The 14,669-nt window shown below is 74.3% G+C and carries 12 protein-coding genes and 1 pseudogene; 6 read left to right on the forward strand and 7 right to left on the reverse strand.

Annotated features, from left to right (window positions below):
- Nucleotides 1-86 precede the first annotated feature (86 nt).
- Nucleotides 87-344: a hypothetical protein gene (locus tag ACF9IK_RS03880; protein WP_395292829.1), complete on the forward strand. Its 258-nt coding sequence runs from the start codon at nucleotides 87-89 to the stop codon at nucleotides 342-344.
- A gap of 153 nt (nucleotides 345-497) precedes the next feature.
- Here the strand turns inward: ACF9IK_RS03880 and ACF9IK_RS03885 are convergent, their stop codons facing one another.
- Both ACF9IK_RS03885 and ACF9IK_RS03890 read right to left on the reverse strand, forming a co-directional pair.
- Entirely contained in the window at nucleotides 498-1,691 is a 1,194-nt protein-coding gene (locus ACF9IK_RS03885; protein ID WP_395292830.1) for a saccharopine dehydrogenase family protein, read from the reverse strand.
- Complete coding sequence (locus ACF9IK_RS03890) at nucleotides 1,688-2,734, reverse strand: alpha/beta hydrolase family protein (RefSeq protein WP_395292831.1); 1,047 nt, start codon at nucleotides 2,732-2,734, stop codon at nucleotides 1,688-1,690. The genes ACF9IK_RS03885 and ACF9IK_RS03890 overlap by 4 nt, the downstream gene beginning before the upstream one ends.
- 89 nt (nucleotides 2,735-2,823) lie before the next feature.
- On the opposite strand from ACF9IK_RS03890, the gene ACF9IK_RS03895 reads away from it, so the two are divergent.
- Nucleotides 2,824-3,723, forward strand: coding sequence for a PaaX family transcriptional regulator C-terminal domain-containing protein (locus tag ACF9IK_RS03895; protein ID WP_395292832.1), 900 nt, complete (start codon nucleotides 2,824-2,826; stop codon nucleotides 3,721-3,723).
- 81 nt (nucleotides 3,724-3,804) lie between these two features.
- Here the strand turns inward: ACF9IK_RS03895 and ACF9IK_RS03900 are convergent, their stop codons facing one another.
- From ACF9IK_RS03900 to ACF9IK_RS03920, 5 genes and pseudogenes are all read right to left on the reverse strand, one after another.
- A complete protein-coding gene (locus tag ACF9IK_RS03900; protein WP_395292833.1) occupies nucleotides 3,805-4,923 on the reverse strand; it encodes a DUF3103 family protein in 1,119 nt (372 codons plus the stop codon).
- A gap of 410 nt (nucleotides 4,924-5,333) precedes the next feature.
- Nucleotides 5,334-5,477 (reverse strand): annotated as a pseudogene (locus ACF9IK_RS03905) (hypothetical protein); the annotation flags it as partial.
- Nucleotides 5,478-5,511: 34 nt separating this feature from the next.
- Nucleotides 5,512-7,434 carry an ABC1 kinase family protein gene (locus tag ACF9IK_RS03910; protein ID WP_395292834.1) on the reverse strand — a complete coding sequence of 641 codons (1,923 nt, stop codon included), beginning with the start codon at nucleotides 7,432-7,434 and terminating at the stop codon, nucleotides 5,512-5,514.
- Nucleotides 7,435-7,741: 307 nt separating this feature from the next.
- Nucleotides 7,742-8,188, reverse strand: a complete 447-nt coding sequence (locus ACF9IK_RS03915; protein ID WP_395292835.1) for a hypothetical protein — start codon at nucleotides 8,186-8,188, stop codon at nucleotides 7,742-7,744.
- Between the two features lie 86 nt (nucleotides 8,189-8,274).
- On the reverse strand, nucleotides 8,275-10,233 hold the full coding sequence (locus ACF9IK_RS03920) for a hypothetical protein (protein WP_395292836.1): 1,959 nt from the start codon (nucleotides 10,231-10,233) through the stop codon (nucleotides 8,275-8,277).
- Nucleotides 10,234-10,463: 230 nt separating this feature from the next.
- Here ACF9IK_RS03920 and ACF9IK_RS03925 point away from each other — a divergent pair, with 230 nt between their 5' ends.
- The 4 genes from ACF9IK_RS03925 (at nucleotide 10,464) to ACF9IK_RS03940 (ending at nucleotide 14,634) form a co-directional block, all read left to right on the forward strand.
- A complete protein-coding gene (locus ACF9IK_RS03925) occupies nucleotides 10,464-10,907 on the forward strand; it encodes an RrF2 family transcriptional regulator (protein ID WP_395292837.1) in 444 nt (147 codons plus the stop codon).
- A 147-nt stretch (nucleotides 10,908-11,054) separates the two neighbouring features.
- Complete coding sequence (locus ACF9IK_RS03930; RefSeq protein ID WP_395292838.1) at nucleotides 11,055-12,269, forward strand: globin domain-containing protein; 1,215 nt, start codon at nucleotides 11,055-11,057, stop codon at nucleotides 12,267-12,269.
- 188 nt (nucleotides 12,270-12,457) lie between these two features.
- Entirely contained in the window at nucleotides 12,458-13,219 is a 762-nt protein-coding gene (locus ACF9IK_RS03935; RefSeq protein WP_395292839.1) for a (Fe-S)-binding protein, read from the forward strand.
- A 20-nt stretch (nucleotides 13,220-13,239) separates the two neighbouring features.
- Entirely contained in the window at nucleotides 13,240-14,634 is a 1,395-nt protein-coding gene (locus ACF9IK_RS03940; protein ID WP_395298464.1) for a lactate utilization protein B, read from the forward strand.
- Nucleotides 14,635-14,669 lie beyond the last annotated feature (35 nt).

Raw genomic sequence — 14,669 nt, forward strand, 5'->3', positions numbered from 1 at the left:
GAACCCTGGCCATCGTACGACCCGCCGGGCCACCATGGCTACACCCGGTGAGATGTCCGGGACTCAGAGCGACAATGGGAGACTTCATGTCCAGCTGCCCCCGCATGCCCGCGCACTCGCCGACGGTGGGCGAGGTCGTCCGGGACCTCGCCCACCGGACCGCCACGGGCGCCCCCGCCGAGGGCGTCTACATGGACACCCTCAACGGGCTGGCCTACCTCCGGCCCGAACCCGGCGGCTGCGAGTGGACCACCGGCCCGGAGTACGTCCAGCGGCTCGAACGCCCCCGCTACCTCGTCGTCCAGCACCCGAGCCGGCCACGCGCCAACGACACGGTGGCGTGAGCGTCGTCGCCGGCCCGCCGGACAGCCACGGCCCGCCCCGGGCCGTCACCGCCATCCGCCGGGAGTGACGCGACCGGCCCGCTTCCCCCCGCCCGGATCGCGGCCTCCGCGCGATCCGGGCAGGGTCCCTCACGTCCTGCACGAGGAGGCCGATCACGCCTCACCCACGCACTCCCCCGCCGACTCCTCGATCGTCACGCCGCCCGGGGAGTACGGCCCGAGGTCGCGGAAGAAGCGCGCCGCGTCGATGACGGCCTCGGGCGGGTGGACGCCCGGACGGCGGGCGGTACCGTCCAGGACCTGGGCCAGTCCGAGGGCGAGCGGGACGCCGGTGGCGAGGGCCATGTCGGCGAGCAGCCGGGGCGGGTCCTCGGTCGGGCGGGCGAGGACGGTGACCGGGCGGCCGTCGCGCCGCCCGGTGGCCGCGGCGAAGAACGGGGGCAGGCTGCCGGGCCCGCGGTAGGCAGCGGAACGCACGCCCGCCGAGAGGGCACGACCCAGCGGCTCCCGGGTCAGCGCGACGGCTGCCGCCTCGTTGTCCAGCCTGCCGCGGTCGAGGTCGCGGCGGAGCCCGTCCAGGAAGGCGACGGTGCCACGGGTGACCACCATCAGGCAGGCCGCGTCGCCGCGCGGCCCGAAACTCCGGTGCAGGGTGACCGGTTCGGGATGGCCGACGGTGTACGCGGTGCCGCTTCGGCCGCCCGGCAGGGCGAGGGTGACCGGTCGCAGAGGCGGGCGCCGGACCAGCGCGCCCTGCTCGACGGCGGCCACGGTGCCGCTGATCTGCTCCATCCAGTGGATCGCGGCGGCGCCCGGGCCGCCGCCCGGAACGGTCAGGTTCTCACCGGCGTCCGGAACGTCGACCGGCCAGGCGGTGTAGAGGTCGTCGAGGGCGTCGAGCCGCTCGACGGCGAGCACGGCGAGCAGGTTGGAGACACCCGGGCTGGCGCCCATGCCGAGCACCGCGGTGACGCCCGCTTCGCGTGCCGCGCGGTCGAGTTCGAGCATCCGGACGGTCGGCTCCCAGTCGTCGCACAGGTCCAGGTAGTGGGTGCGCTGCCGAACGGCCGCGGCCAGGACGGTCGGACCGAAGCGGTAGTAGGGGCCGACGGTGTTGAGCACGACGTCCGCCTCACCGAGCGCGGCATCCAGCTGCCGGGAATCGGTGAGGTCGAGATGACGGGCCGACAGCCGCGCGTGACCGGCGGGAAGTTCGGAGACCAGACTCCGGGCGGCCGCGATGTCACGGTCCGCGACGACCAGTTCGGCCACGCCCGGCAGGGTCGCGGCGGTGCGGACGGCCACCGCGCCCATGGCACCGGCGCCGCCCAGGGCGAGGATCCTCATCGCCGCCCTCCCGTCGGGGTGAAGGAGTCGGCGTAGCGCCGCAGTTCGTCGAGGTAGCCGTCGACGTAGATCGAGCGGGGCGCGGCGAGCACGGTCAACAGGCCCTCGACCTCGTCGTCCTCGACCTCGGGCCGGACCAGGTTGTGGTTGGCGTCCTCGTGCTTGACGACGGTCAACTGCCCTGGTGCGGTGAGGATCCGGCGGTAGCCGGCCTCGGTGTCGGCCGCGTCGACGTTGCGGTCCTTGCCGCCGAGCACGAGCAGCACGGGCACCTTGAGCGCGGCCAGGTCGGCGGTGGCGTCGGCGGTGAAGTTCCGGCCGATGAAGCGCCAGCGCTCCGGCGTCAGGTCCTGCAGGTCGGCGCCGACGGCGGCGCGCGCCTGCTCGTACGTGGCGCCCCTGCGCAGCTGTTCGTTGACCCGCTCACGGCGGGCGAGTTCGGCGTCGATCCGGCTCTGCGGGGCGTGTTCGTGGGCGAGTTCGGCGAGCAGGTTGTAGCGGCCCTGCTGAAGCCAGTTGACCGCCGGGGAGACGGCGATCACGAACCGGACGTCGGGCACCCGGTCGGCCACCTTCGGAAGCACCCAGCCGGCCTGGCTGATGCCCCAGAGACCGATCCGCCCTGGGTCGATGCCGGGCTGCGACCTCGCCCAGGCGATCGCGGCGGCGGCCTCGGCGGCGCGGTCGTCCATGCTCTGGTCGAGCCAGTTGCCGGGGGCGCCGCCGACGCCGGGCTTGTTCCACGAGAGCGAGGCGTAGCCGGCCCTGGCCAGGGACTCCCAGATCGGCCGGTACGCCGAGTCGCGGGTGGCGTCGGCCGGCCCGTCGCCGTGGACGAAGACGACGAGGCCGAACGGCCCGTCGCCGTGCTCAGGCCGGGCCAGCACGCCGTCCAGCGGCTGGGCGCCGCCGGTGATGGCGACCCGCTGTTCCCGCAGGTCGTAGCTGTTCTGGTAGGCGACCCAGCCGACGGCGGCACCTACCGACAGGACCACGGCCAGCAGCGAGCCCAGTAGCCATCTGAACCAGGTGCGCCGCAGCATCGAACCTCCATAAACTATCGAACAGAGAACTATCGTTTTGACTTCGATAGTTTTGAGCCTACTACACTCCCTGATGGAAGGGAGCGGCTGTGATCACGGAGGAACCGAGGGCCGAGGTGCCGACCAGGACGCTGGTCGAAGGCCTGGTCCGGGCGGACGGCACGGTGGACGCCGGCGAGCTCTACGACGTGGCGGGCGCGCTGGGGATGTCCGACCAGCAGGTGCGGCTCTGCATCAAGCGGATGGCCGCCGAGGGCCTGCTGGTCCAGGAGGGACGCGGGCGGCGAGCCGTGCTCCGCGAGAGCACCGAGGCCCGGCGCAGCGCCGAGCCGGAGGTCGACTTCGTCCGGCACATGTACGCCCAGGACGCCGGGCTCGCCCCCTGGGACGGTCGCTGGCGCCTCGCCGCCTTTGCCGTCCCCGAGCCGGCGCGCCAGGCCCGTGACGCACTGCGCGAGGCGCTGGTCCGGCTCGGCGGCGCGGCCGTGCAGGGCGGCGTCTACGTCTGCGCCAACAACTGGGAGCCGTACGTCGAGGCCGAGGCCGACCGGCTCGGCCTGCGGGACCGGCTGACCCTGCTGACCACCGACGACCTGCGGATCGCCGGCGAGTCCGACCCGATCACGCTGGCCCGTCGGCTCTGGCCGCTGGACGAACTCGCTCACGGGCACCGCAGGTTGGCCGGCATCGCGGACGCGCGGTGCGCCCGGCTGGCCGGTCCGTCCGTCCCGGACCGGACCGAACGGCTGGCCGTCACGGTCGAGTTGGCCGCCGAGTTCACCCGGGCCGTGGCCGCGGACCCGCTGCTGCCGCCCGAGCTGCTGCCCGAGCCGTGGCCCGGCGCGCAGGCGCGCGCCCTGGTCGCCGAGTGCTGGCGGCTGCTGCTGCGGGCCGAGCGCGACGATCCGGCCCCCGGGCCCAGGCTGTTCCACCGCTACGAGCAGGCGCTCCGGGAGATCACCGGCGAGGTGGGCGGGGCCGGGGTCTGAGCACCGGTCCCGCCCCCGGAAGGCGGACGGCGGCCGCTCCCGCGCCTCGAAGACGTGGGAGCGGCCGCCGCGGGCACTACGTCAGAACTGCTCCACCCAGTACGGCTGGACGGTCATCCAGCCGTTGCCGGTGGCACCGTTGAGACGGCCGGAGCTGGTCCGGGCCAGGGTGTACCAGGACTCCACGTAGTCCGGGTCGTCGGTCCACCACGAGCTCGGCAGGGCGGCGAGCACCGCGTTGACCAGCGGGATGTACGCGCCCTGGTCGGCGATGGTGAGCAGTACGGCGGCGACGGCCTGGGCGAGGGCCAGGTAGTTGGTGTCGCCGTCGTCCTCCATCAGGACCACGTCGGCCAGGTTGTACTTGTAGTTCGACCAGTTCACCAGGATCTGGTTCGGGTTGTACACCGTGCCGTCGTAGCGCAGGTAGGGCATGGCGACCGAGTCGACCCGGACCTTGCCGTCCTGCCCGAATCCCGTGACCAGGCTGAACATCTCGGCCGCGCCCTTGAACCACGGCTCCTGGTCGTCGTAGACCTCGATGCTGTCGATCTTGGTGGCCCACCAGCCGCCCGCGGCCTGCGCACCGGCGAGGCCGTGCGCGGCGAACTCCTTGCGCAGGACGTCGACCCCGGCCGCCAGCGCCTTCGAGGCGTCGATGTCGACGAGGTAGACCGGCCGGTCCGGGACCGTGGTGGCGTCGAGGGTGTGGACGCGGCCGTCGGTGTCGTAGGCGCGGACGGTGCGCGCGTGATCGTCGGCGACCGCGGTGGCCACCAGCGGCGTGGCGCCCGCGTCGAGGGCCGCCCGCATCGACGCGTCGGCCAACTGGACACGCAGCAGCGGGCCGAGGCCGGCGTCGAGGCCCTTGGCCCCGGCGATCCGGCGATCGGCGTCGGCCGCGGTCCCGGCCAGGGAGTGGGCGGCGGGCGTGTCGGTGGCGGCGGCGAGCGGGGCGAGCTCTGTCCCGGCCACGTCGGCCGCGGCGCGCACCCGGGAGCTCCAGGTGGCGTCGGTGAGGGATCTGGCCAGGCTGCGGGCGACCTGGTCCTCGATCGCGGCGACCCGGCCCGCGGACTGCGCCGCCCGGGCGGGGGCGGGCGCCGGCACGGCCGCGGCCTGGCTCGCCGTCAGCGCGGCCAGCGACAGGGCCGCGATCGCGACGGTGGTACGCCGTAACCGGGAGAGGGAGAGCGCCATGTGGTTGTCCTCCTGACTCGGAAGGTGAGGGAACCGGCCCCGCCTTGGGCGAAGCCATGTCAAGTAAAGTCAGGAGCCGACCGTCCATCAAGAGCGGTGCGGAAAACGCTTTCCGGCGGTGCGGGGTGGGCCTCGTGGGGCGCGCCGTCGGAGGGTTCACCGGAGCCGGCCGGCCCGCGGGGGGGCCTCGGTTCGTCGATCGCCCCGTCGCCCCCCGCCGGAACGGGCGGACCCTGCCCCAGCGACCCCGCTCTGCCCGAGAAGGCCAGGCTGAACAAGAGGGCCGTCACGGCGAAGCAGCTGACGGACTACCGTCTCGTCGATTCGGAGTACTTCGACGTCCGGCGGGACGCGAACGGCAGGGTGGCAGCGATGACGGAGATCCGCGGCCGTCCGAACCGGGCGGTCGGCTAGCCGGTGCGGCGGAAGTCGGCCGGGGTGCCGCCGCAGCGGGCGCGGAAGCGGCGGGTGAGGCGGCGCGGCTCGTCGGTGAAGCCGGTGGCCGCCGCGATCTCGGCGAGCGGCAGCGCCGTCCGGCGGACCAGACGGCCCGCGGCGTCGAGCCGACCCCTGACGGCCCCGCCGGCCTCAGCTCAGCGGGCGGCTCAGCACGTAGACGGTGCGCACCACCACCGCCGCCGAGAGCACCAGCAGGTGGTACCCGATCAGCGCGTACAGCCCGAGGTCGTCCGTCACCATCGGACCGCCCTTGAGGCCGAGCAGCTGCACCCCGGTGACGCCGAAGAAGATCCCGAGGAAGGTCAGCAGCACCCGGCTGAGCAGTTCGCCGGCCACCCGGCGGTCGCGCGGGTCGGCGAGCAGCCGGACGTTCACCCCGAGCCGGCCCTCCTCCAGGGCGCTGCCGATCCGGTCCAGCCGTCGCGGCAGGCGGCGCAGCACCGGCAGCAGGCCGAGGAGTTCGTCCTGCGCGAGTTGCCGGGCACTGCTCGGTCCGAGCTGGCCGGCGAGGCGGTCGGCGGCGAAGGAGCGGGAGGCCGCCAACATGTCGAACCCCGCGCTGAGGCGCAGCAGGGTGCCCTCCAGGGTGCCGAGGGCCCGGAAGACGGCGGCGATCTCCGGCGGCACTGCCAGCCGGAAGTCGGTGACCAGCCGGAACAGGTCGGTGAACATCTGGACGTCGGGGGTCGAGCCGTGGCCGAGGTGGCGGGCGCTGAACTGGCCGAGGGCGCGCTGCAGGCGCTGCTCGTCGACGTCCTCCGGACGGTCGGTGACGTCCAGCAGGGCGTCGCGCAGTGCGGCCGGGTCGGCGCGGTCCACGGCGAGGAAGAGGCCGCCCATGGCGTCCCGCAGGCCGGGGTCGATCCGGCCGACGGAGCCGAAGTCCAGCAGGGCGGGCCGGCCGTCCGGCTGGAGCAGGATGTTGCCGGGGTGCGGGTCGGCGTGGAAGACGCCGTCGCGCACGATCTGGTTGAGCAACGCGGTGAACAGGGTGTCCGCCAGCTCCCGGCCGTGCTTCTCGTCGCGGGGCTCCGCCTGGCCGAGCGGGGTGCCGTCGATCCTGGTCATCACCAGGACGCGTTCGGTGCTCAGCGCCTCGTGCACGACGGGTATGGCGACGCTGTCGTCGCGCCGGGCGGCGGCGGCCCGGCGGACGGCCGTCATGTTCCGCGCCTCGACGCGGAAGTCCAGCTCCTCGCGCAGCGCGACGGCGAAGCCCTTGGCGAGGTCCACCAGCCCGAGGCTGCGTCCCCAGTCGGTGCGGGTCTGCAGGGTCACGGCCAGCCGGCCGACGATGTCAAGGTCGCGCTCGACCAGCTCGCGCACACCTGGCCGCTGGACCTTGACGATCACGCGGGTGCCGTCCGGCAGGACGGCGGCGTGCGCCTGGGCGATGGACGCGGCGGCGAGCGGCCGGTGGTCGAACTCGGCGAACACCTCCTCCGGGGCGGCACCGAGCGCGGCGACCAGCTCCCGCTCTACCTCCGGCCAGGGCGCGGCGGGCACCCGGTCCTGGAGGCTGCTGAGCTCCTCGACGTAGGGGGCGGGCAGCAGGTCCCGGCGGGTGGACATCACCTGGCCGAGCTTCACGAAGGTCGTCCCGCCCGCCTGCAGTGCCTGGCGCAGTTCCTGGGCCAGGAGCTCGTGCCGCGTCCCGTCTCCCCGGCCGCGACCCCTCAGGTACGGGCCGAGGCCGTGGCGGCCGGCGATGCGGACGATCCGCGAGTAGCGACGCATCCGGGCGAGCCGGTCGCGCAGCGAGCGCGGCCAGGAGAACGGGCGGACGCTGCCCGCGGGCGCCGCGAGGTCGAGGACGACCAGGGTCACCATGGCGACCAGCAGCGCGATGCCGAGCAGCACGGGGCTCAGCACCAGCCGCTGGTCGTCCCGCTGCAGGTGGGCTCCGAGCAGGGCGCCGGCGGTGGAGATGCCGACCAGCCCGGCGAGGACGGCCCTGGGCAGGCTCGCCTCGATCCCGAGCAACCGCCGGCCGAGCAGCGCGGGCGGCACCACCAGCACGAATCCGCCGACCAGCATGCCGATGATCCACACGTGCGCGTTCCCCCGTCACCCGTCCACCCGCCGGTACGGCCGGTGTCCGCCGTACCGGCACTCCTGCGAGCGGGTCGGCGTACTCCCCTTACGATCCCCTTGCACCCCGGCCGCGTGGTCGGGAACAGCCCATCATGCCATTGTCCTCCGGTCCGTGATCGCTCCGGGGCGGATCACCGGGCGAGCGGTTGACGCTCCGTCACGAGGCCTACCGTGGGGCGGCAGAGCGCTGGACGACGGGTGCTGGACGACGGGGGTGGGCGACGGCCGGGCGCGCAGGCCGGCGGACGTCGCGCACCGGCCCCGATCAGCCGAGCAGGGCGGCGAAGGCGCTCTCCAGCCCGGCCACCGCGGCCGTCAGCAGGGTGACCGTCCGCAGCGCGTCGACGACGGTGCCGACCCGGCGGCGGAGGACGCCCTCGCGGGGCCGTTCCCGGGCCGTCTCCGCGAGGATCTCGGCCAGGGCCGCGTCGGCGTCCTCGGCGTCCTCCGGAGCCACGGTGTCCGGCCGCTCGGCGCGGACCAGGGCGAGTGCGGCCCGCAGCTGCTCGGCCGCCGCCCTCAGGCCGTCGGGGCCGGCGGGCCCGGCGGCGGGCCCGCCGCCGATGATGATCCGCACGGTGGCACCCTGGCCGCCGGCGACCGGCCCGTGCACGGTGCTGCCGCCGGTGACCTGGACACCGCCGCTGTTCCAGTTGCCGCCCGCCGTCGGGCCCACCGGGTTCCCGCTGTCGCCCGCGTGCTGCTGCTCCATGTGCTTCCCTCCTGTCGGCGGCCCGACGGTGCCCGTCCGGCCGTACCCCGCCCTGACGTTTCCTGCCCTGGGCCCCCGCCCTGGGGCTACTTCGCCTTGCCCATGTCCACCGACGAACCGCTGCCTCCGGCGACCGAGCCGTGCACCGAACTGTTGTTGACCTGGACGCCGCCGTTGTTGATGTTGGTGATGTTCTGTGACTGCTGCTCGAAGGCGCCGCTGTCGTAGCCACGTGCCCGCAGTTCCTCCCCCACCGCGCTGAACACCCGCTGGGTGACGGTGTTCAGGAACCGCTGCACGTCGTGCGCCTGGAAGATGTTCTGGTACTCCGTCCCCGCGCCCAGCTCGCGGACGCTCAACCGGGGCGCGAAGTCCACGGCGCGGCCCGCGCGGGTGAGCTCTTCGTAGCGGCGGTGGTACCGGGCGGCACGCGCACGCGAGGCCCGCGACCGGTCCGACTCCCCGACCGCGACGGCGATGTCACCGCCGAGCCGGCGGGCGGCCCAGCCGAGGGCGTTTCGGGCGTCCGCGAGCGCCGAGTCGTGGCCGAGGTGGTCGACGACGTGGTAGCCCCGGCCGACCGGCGGCAGCACGTACGGCAGCCACTCCAGGTAGAGCAGTCCGCCGCGGGTGGTGGTGCGCACCAGGACGGTGACCACCACCTCCTCCTGCCAGGAGCCGACCCGGATCGCCAGGTAGTGGCGCAGCCGCTCGTGGCCGGAGCGGCCCAGCAGGTCGGCCCAGGCGGGTTCGAGCAGCAGCCGGTCGCCCGACCGGGCCGTCATCGCGCCGCGCCAGTTCCGGGGCGCGTCGTTGCGCAGGCTGGGGCGGAAGACCCGGTCGGTGACGGAGAGTCCGCGCAGCGGGTCGTCCGGGTAGGCGGTGTCCTCGGCCAGCTGCCGCACCCGCGCGGCCATCGACCGGTAGAGGACGGATGCGTCGAGCGGTTCGGCGGCCCGTCCCTGGGCCGCCCGCTCGGCCGAGGGCCGCAGCTCGAAGGTCATCCGCCAGGCGCGGCCCGCGATCCCCAGCCCGACCAGCGGCGCCCGTCGGCCGTAGAGCAGCTCCGGGCCGCTCTGCTGCTCGTGGAGCCGCCGGTAGATCCAGGCCTCGCGCCGGCCGTGTGGCTGCGGCGGCGGACCGCCGGGCTTGCCGCCGGCCGGTTCGGGCCCGGCCAGCCGTCGGCGCACGGCGAAGCGCAGGCCGGCCGCGATCAGCCAGAGGGCGGCCAGTTCTGCGGCGGCCGGCAGCAGGACGGCGCCCGCCGTGCCGGATCCGCCCAGCAGGCCGGTGTACCAGCCGTCGCCGCGGTGCCCGTCGTCCAGGGTCAGGCCGCCCCAGCCGAGGTCGTACCAGTCGGCGCCGTTCCGGCTCAGGTAGGACAGGGAGACGAACACGACGACGACCACGACCAGAGCCTTGGTCCCGGTCATCAGGCTCCGGGCCGGACCGCCGGACCGCGGGGCCGTCACCATCAGCAGACGTTCGACCGTCAGGCCGATCCGGTGGTCCATCCGGTCCTCGCGGAACCCTGACACCAGGACGAGGGCGAGGACCACGAGCAGCACGATGCCCGCCGGTACCGCACCGAGGAGCACGAATCCGGCAGCCAGGACGGTGAGGAACGCCACGCCCGTCCAGGCCTCCCAGCGCCGGGCGGTCAGCGCCTCGTGCAGGACGCGGACCAGGTCGGTCCCCGGGGAGGGGGCCGGGATCCGGTAGCACTGCTCGACCAGTTCCTCGATCAGCGCGGCGCGGAAGCCCCGGTCCAGCCAGGCGGCCGCGCAGAGGTAGCGGGTCGCCTCGGCGGGGGCCGGACCGGCCTGGCCGCGCAGGTTCTCGGGTGTCGCGAGGAACGGTTGCGCGCCGGCGTCGGCCTGCAGGCCGCCGGGGGCCGGCGGCCGGGCGGCGCCCGGGGGCGGCGCGGGCGGCGCGGCGGGGTACGACGCGCCGATGGGCGGCGGGCCCGTCGGGAGGCCGGGCGGGAAGCCGGGCGAGGGCGGTACGGGAGGGACGGACGGTGGCTGTGGTGGCGTGTGATCCATGACATCCCCGAGACTGCAGCCATGAGCGGAACCTGCCAATGAGCGCGGCCAGTAAAGCAGTTGATCATCAGTCAGGTAAGGCGGTTTTCACATCCCGCCGATAACGGTTCGAGCACGCCCCGCCGAATGCCCGACCGGGCCCGCCGGTCGACCCGCCGCCCGGCCGGGCACCCGACCGGGCGCGTGCAGGAAATTGGATTCCAGGAGTCGCATTAGCTAGTCTTCGAGGCGTGAGGCTGACCAAGAGCACCGACATCGCCCTCCGCATCGCCATGCGGCTGGCGGTCCTCGACGAGGACGCGGCTCCGACCACCCGCCAGGTGGCCGAGTCGGTCGGCGTGCCCTACACCCACGCAGCCAAGGTGGTCAGCCGGCTGCAGCACCTCGGCGTGGTCGAGGCGCGGCGCGGCCGCGGCGGTGGGCTGTCACTCACCTTCGCCGGCCGGACCGGCTCGCTCGGACCGCTCCTCCGGGAACTGGAGGGCGTCGGCGACGTGGTCGGCTGCGAGGACGACCCACCGTGCCCGCTGCGGGCGGCCTGCCGCCTGCGCGGGGCACTGCGCACGGCCCAGGAGGCGTTCTTCGCGACGCTCGACCCGCTCTCGATCGGCGACCTCGTGTCCTCCCCCACGGGACCCGTACTGCTGAGCCTCACCAGCAGACCGACCGACTGACCCGGCCGCCCCACCGGCCACCCCGGCCCGAACCACCGGGACGCACCACCGCAGCACCGCATGACGGCACGCGCACACCCCACAGACGCGACCGTGCAACCGCACGGACGAAAATGCGAATCTCAGATACCAGTTTGGAGCTCGCCGATGCTGTCCGCCAAGTCCGCCGAGATCGTCGAAGCCACCCTGCCCGCCGTCGGCGGGGCGATCGGGGACATCACCCCGTTCTTCTACGGCAAGATGTTCGCGGCCCACCCGGAGCTGCTGCGCGACCTGTTCAACCGGGGCAACCAGGCCAACGGCACCCAGCGCCAGGCGCTCGCCGGCTCGATAGCCGCCTTCGCCTCCGCCCTCGTAGCCCACCCCGACCAGCGGCCCGACGCCATGCTCGCCCGGATCGCGCACAAGCACGTCTCCGTCGGCATCGGCAACGAGCAGTACAAGATCGTCCACGAGCACCTGTTCGCCGCCATCGTCGAGGTGCTCGGCGAGGCCGTGACGCCCGACGTCGCCGCCGCCTGGGACGAGGTGTACTGGCTGATGGCCAACGCGCTGATCGCCGTCGAGGACCGGCTGCGCACCGAGGCAGCCGCCGCCCAGGGCGGCGACCCGGACGACCTCTGGCGCCCGTACACCGTCATCGCCCGCATCCAGGAGACCGACGACGTGGTCAGCTTCCTGGTCCGCCCGGCCGACGGCGGCCCGGTGCCGCCCGCCCGCCCCGGCCAGTACGTCTCGGTGCGGGCCACGATGGCGGACGGCGCCCGGCAGATACGCCAGTACAGCCTCTCCGGGAACCCCGACGGCGCGCTCCGGTTCACCGTCAAGCGGGCGGGCGCCGGCGCTTCCGGAGAGCCGGCCGGCGAGGTCTCGAACCACCTGCACGCGCGCCTGAAGCACGGCGACGTGATCGAGGTCTCCCCGCCCCTCGGCGACGTCTCCCTCGCCGACGGCGACGGACCGGTGCTGCTGGCCTCGGCCGGCATCGGCAACACCCCGATGACCGCCATGCTGGCCCACCTGGCCGCCTCCGGCTCCACCCGGACCGTCGTCTCCGTCCACGGCGACCGCGACCAGCTCTCGCACGCCTTCCGCGCCGAGCTCGGCCGGCTCACCGCCGAGCTGGCGAACGCCTCCGCCCACGTCTTCTACGAGCAGCCGCTCGGCGCGTGGCCGCAGGAGCGCACCGGCCTGGTCGACCTCGCGACGGTACCGGTCCCGGCGGGCACCACCGCCTACCTCTGCGGCCCGGTGCCGTTCCTGCGCTCGGTCCGGGCGCAGCTGCTCGCCGCGGGCGTGCCGGCGGCGGACATCCACTACGAGGTGTTCGGCCCCGACCTCTGGCTCGGCCAGGACGCCTGACCGGTCCGTGGTCCGGCCGGGGCTCCCGGCCGGGGACCCCGGCCCGACCACGGCGTCCCCGGGTGCCGCGTCCCCGCGGCGCGGCACCCTCCCGCCGGAGCGGCCGGCTCGGTAGCATCACCGCCGGAACGATCACCCACGATCACCGCGGCCCGCCGAGCGGCCCGCCACGGACGCAGGGAGGACCGGTGCGCGTCGCGCTCTTCGCCACCTGTGTCAACGACGCGCTCCACCCGTCCACCGCGATCGCCACCGTCCGGCTGCTGGAACGGCTTGGCGTCGAGGTCGACTTCCCCACCGCCCAGAGCTGTTGCGGGCAGCCACAGTTCAACACCGGCTACCGGCGCGCCTGCGAGCCGCTGCTGCGCCGCACCGCCCGCGCCTTCGCCGGCTACGACCACGTGGTGACCCCCTCCGGCTCGTGCGCGGCCATGGTCCGCGACAGCTACCCCCGGATCGGCGCCCGGGCCGCCGCCGAGGGACGGGGCACCGCCCTCGCCGACCTCGCCCGCGAACTGGCTCCGCGGGTGTACGAGTTGACCGAGTTCCTGACCGACGTGCTGGACGTCGAGGACGTCGGCGCCTACTTCCCGCACCCCGTGACGTACCACCCGTCCTGCCACGGACTGCGTGTCCTCGGCCTCGGCGAACGGCCGCTGCGCCTGCTGCGGGCCGTCAAGGGGCTGGAGTTGGTGGAACTGCCCGGCGCCGAGGAGTGCTGCGGCTTCGGCGGCACCTTCGCCGTGAAGAACCCGGCCGTCTCGGCCGCGATGGCCGAGGACAAGATCCGCAACGCACTCGCCACCGGCGCCCGGGTGCTCTGCGGCGCCGACAACTCCTGCCTGCTGCACCTCGACGGGACGCTGCGCCGCCGCGGCGACGCACTCCGCCCGCTGCACCTCGCCGAGATCCTCGCCAGCACCGAGTCCGATCCCTGGAGGCCCAGTTGAGCGCCGGCACCTTCCTCGGAATGCCCGCGTTCCCCGAGGCCGCCGCCCGCGCCACCCGGGACGCGACGTTGCGCGCCAACCTGCGGCACGCCACCCACACCATCCGCGACAAGCGAGCCCGCACCGTCGCCGAACTGGCCGACTGGGAGCAGCTGCGCGCCGCCGGCAAGGCGATCAAGGACCACACGCTGCGCCGTCTCGACCACTACCTCCTCCAGGTGGAGCAGGCCGTCACGGCGGCGGGCGGCACCGTGCACTGGGCCGCGGACGCCGAGGAGGCCAACCGGATCGTCACCGGCCTGGTCCGTGCGACCGGCGAGCGCGAGGTGGTCAAGGTCAAGTCCATGGCCACCCAGGAGATCGGCCTCAACGAGGCGCTGGCCGCCGAGGGGATCACCGCGTACGAGACCGATCTCGCGGAACTGATCGTCCAGTTGGGCGACGACCGGCCCTCGCACATCCTGGTGCCGGCGATCCACCGCAACCGCGGGGAGATCCGGCGGATCTTCGCCGAACGGATGGCCGCCTGGGGCCGCCCGGCACCCGAGGGGCTGACCGATGCGCCAGCCGAACTCGCCGAGGCCGCCCGGCTGCACCTGCGCGAGAAGTTCCTCCGGGCCGAAGTCGCGGTCTCCGGGGCCAACTTCATCGTCGCCGAGACCGGCACCCTGGTGGTGGTCGAGTCGGAGGGCAACGGCCGGATGTGCCTGACGCTGCCACGCACGCTGATCTCGGTGGTCGGGATCGAGAAGGTGGTGCCGACCTGGCGGGACTTGGAGGTCTTCCTCCAACTGCTGCCCCGCTCCTCCACCGCCGAGCGGATGAACCCGTACACCTCGCTGTGGACCGGCACCACGGCCGGCGACGGCCCGTCCGCGTTCCACCTGGTGCTGCTCGACAACGGGCGCACCGCCGCCCTCGCCGACGAGGTCGGGCGCCAGGCGCTGCGCTGCATCCGCTGCTCGGCCTGCCTCAACGTCTGCCCGGTCTACGAGCGGGCCGGCGGCCACGCGTACGGCTCGGTCTACCCGGGGCCGATCGGCGCCATCCTGACCCCCCAACTGCGCGGCACCGCGGGCACGGTGGAGGCGTCGCTGCCGTTCGCCTCCTCGCTCTGCGGGGCCTGCTACGAGGTCTGCCCGGTGGCGATCGACATCCCCGAGGTCCTGGTCCACCTGCGCGAGCAGGTCGCCCGCCGGCCCGGGCACCGGCTGGAACGGGCGGCCGTCGCGGCCGCCGGGTACGTGCTTGACCGTCCCGCTCTGCTCGCCGCGGCCGAGCGCGCGCTCGCCCGGAGCAGGCGGCTGCATCCGCGCCGCCTGCCGGGGCCCGGCCGCGCCTGGACCGACACCCGTGACCTGCCGCAGGTGCCCGCGGAACCGTTCCGTGACTGGTGGCGGCGCAACCGGGCGTGAGGGCTCCGGGCACGCGGGAGTCGGGCATGGGGAGT

The organism is Kitasatospora hibisci, from assembly GCF_043950205.1.
Taxonomy (GTDB): Bacteria; Actinomycetota; Actinomycetes; order Streptomycetales; family Streptomycetaceae; genus Kitasatospora; species Kitasatospora hibisci.

What these genes read in the sequence shown, in the direction of transcription:
- ACF9IK_RS03880 (WP_395292829.1), top strand. Translation starts at nt 87, where the DNA reads ATGTCCAGCTGCCCCCGCATGCCCGCGCACTCGCCGACGGTGGGCGAG.
- ACF9IK_RS03885 (WP_395292830.1), bottom strand. Translation starts at nt 1,691, where the DNA reads ATGAGGATCCTCGCCCTGGGCGGCGCCGGTGCCATGGGCGCGGTGGCC.
- ACF9IK_RS03890 (WP_395292831.1), bottom strand. Translation starts at nt 2,734, where the DNA reads ATGCTGCGGCGCACCTGGTTCAGATGGCTACTGGGCTCGCTGCTGGCC.
- ACF9IK_RS03900 (WP_395292833.1), bottom strand. Translation starts at nt 4,923, where the DNA reads ATGGCGCTCTCCCTCTCCCGGTTACGGCGTACCACCGTCGCGATCGCG.
- ACF9IK_RS03915 (WP_395292835.1), bottom strand. Translation starts at nt 8,188, where the DNA reads ATGGAGCAGCAGCACGCGGGCGACAGCGGGAACCCGGTGGGCCCGACG.
- ACF9IK_RS03920 (WP_395292836.1), bottom strand. Translation starts at nt 10,233, where the DNA reads ATGGATCACACGCCACCACAGCCACCGTCCGTCCCTCCCGTACCGCCC.
- ACF9IK_RS03930 (WP_395292838.1), top strand. Translation starts at nt 11,055, where the DNA reads ATGCTGTCCGCCAAGTCCGCCGAGATCGTCGAAGCCACCCTGCCCGCC.
- ACF9IK_RS03940 (WP_395298464.1), top strand. Translation starts at nt 13,240, where the DNA reads ATGCCCGCGTTCCCCGAGGCCGCCGCCCGCGCCACCCGGGACGCGACG.